Below are 1,848 nucleotides of genomic sequence, written 5' to 3'. Positions count from 1 at the left end.
AATCGGTTCGCCGGCCCGTCCGCGGGTGGCTACGCCCCCCCACCGCCCGGGCCGGCGATCCGGACCCTGCCGACGGAGTCGTACGCCCCGTGGCTGTCGCGGGCGCTGGCGTTCGTCATCGATTACCTGCCCTACGTCGTCGTGCAGGCCATCGGCTCGTGGATCATGTTCGCCACCCAGCAGTCGGCGTGCGTCACCGACGTCACCCAGTACACGGTCAACCAGTACTGCGCGACCCAGGACTCGACCACCGGCGTGCTGGCGCAGTGGTTGGCGACGCTGATCGGGCTGGCCTACCTGGTCTGGAACTACGGCTACCGGCAGGGCACCACCGGGTCGAGCCTGGGTAAGTCGGTGATGAAGATCAAGGTGGTCAGCGAGGTCACCGGCGCGCCGATCGGCTTCGGGATGTCGGTGGTTCGCCAGATCGCGCACATCGTCGACGCCATCATCTGCTTCATCGGTTTCCTTATGCCGCTGTGGGATTCCAAGCGCCAGACGCTCGCCGACAAGATCATGTCCACGGTGGTCCTGCCGATCGAAGAGTGACGGCGGCCCCTGGTGGCGTCGCCGCCGGCGCGGGCCTCACTAGGCTGAGCGTCGATGAGCGACGACGGTAAAGCACACCACGAGTTCAAGGGGCTGGCCACCAAGGCCATTCACGCCGGCTACCGCCCGGACCCGGCGACCGGGGTGGTCAACGCCCCCATCTACGCCAGCAGCACCTTCGCGCAGGACGGCGTCGGGGGCCTGCGCGGGGGCTTCGAGTACGCGCGCACCGGCAACCCGACCCGGGCCGCGCTGGAGGCGTCGCTGGCCGCCGTCGAAGACGGCGCCTTCGGGCGCGCGTTCGCCAGCGGGATGGCCGCCACCGACTGCGCGCTGCGCGCGATGCTGCGCCCCGGCGACCACGTGGTCATCCCCAACGACGCCTACGGCGGCACCTTCCGGCTGATCGACAAGGTGTTCACTCGGTGGAACATCACCTACACCCCGGTGGCGCTGTCGGATCTGGACGCCGTGCGCGCCGCCGTCACGCCACGGACCCGGCTGGTGTGGGTGGAAACGCCGACCAACCCGCTGCTGTCCATTGCCGACGTCGCCGCGATCGCCGAGGTCGGCACCCAAAACTCGGCAAAGGTGTTGGTGGACAACACCTTTGCGTCTCCCGCCCTGCAGCAGCCCCTGACGCTGGGCGCCGACGTGGTGCTGCACTCGACCACCAAATACATCGGCGGCCACTCCGACGTGGTGGGCGGCGCGCTGATCACCAACGACCGAGAGCTCGACGACGCGTTCGCGTTCCTGCAGAACGGGGCCGGCGCGGTGCCCGGCCCGTTCGACGCCTACCTGACGATGCGCGGCCTGAAAACCCTAGTTTTGCGGATGCAGCGGCACAGCGAAAACGCCTGGGCCGTCGCGGAATTCCTCGCCGCGCATCCCGCGGTGAGCACCGTGTTGTATCCGGGCCTGCCGGACCACCCCGGGCACGACGTCGCGGCCCGGCAGATGCGCGGCTTCGGCGGCATGGTGTCGGTGCGGATGCGCGGCGGCCGGCGCGCCGCCGAAGACCTGTGCGCCCGCACGGAGGTGTTCATTTTGGCCGAGTCGCTGGGCGGCGTGGAGTCGCTGATCGAGCTGCCCAGCGCGATGACGCACGCGTCGACCGCCGGTTCCCAACTGGAGGTTCCCGACGATTTGGTACGGCTGTCGGTGGGCATCGAGGACGTCGACGACCTGCTGGCCGACCTCAAGCAGGCCCTGGCCTAGCTGTACTCGGCCAGGACGTTGGTAGCAGGCGTGTCGGCTTGATGTGAGGAGAACCCCCGGGTGGGGTGTGGCGTGTCG

2 protein-coding genes are annotated in these 1,848 nt (G+C 69.2%); both read left to right on the top strand.

All coding sequences use genetic code 11. The features are described 5' to 3' along the window. Positions 1 to 549, top strand: a 549-nt coding sequence (locus tag AWC19_RS03120) for an RDD family protein (protein WP_142280938.1), incomplete at its 5' end; no start/stop codon positions are given. 54 nt (positions 550 to 603) lie between these two features. Further along, entirely contained in the window at positions 604 to 1,770 is a 1,167-nt protein-coding gene (locus AWC19_RS03115) for a cystathionine gamma-synthase (protein WP_085076639.1), read from the top strand. The last annotated feature ends 78 nt before the right edge of the window (positions 1,771 to 1,848 follow it).

It is taken from the genome of Mycobacterium palustre, from assembly GCF_002101785.1.
Classification (GTDB): Bacteria; Actinomycetota; Actinomycetes; order Mycobacteriales; family Mycobacteriaceae; genus Mycobacterium; species Mycobacterium palustre.
The sequence above is the reverse complement of the archived record's forward strand: the minus strand, read 5'-3'. Positions and strand labels throughout refer to the sequence as shown.

Coding starts and splice junctions, on each gene's coding strand:
- AWC19_RS03115 (WP_085076639.1), top strand. CDS start 604: ATGAGCGACGACGGTAAAGCACACCACGAGTTCAAGGGGCTGGCCACC.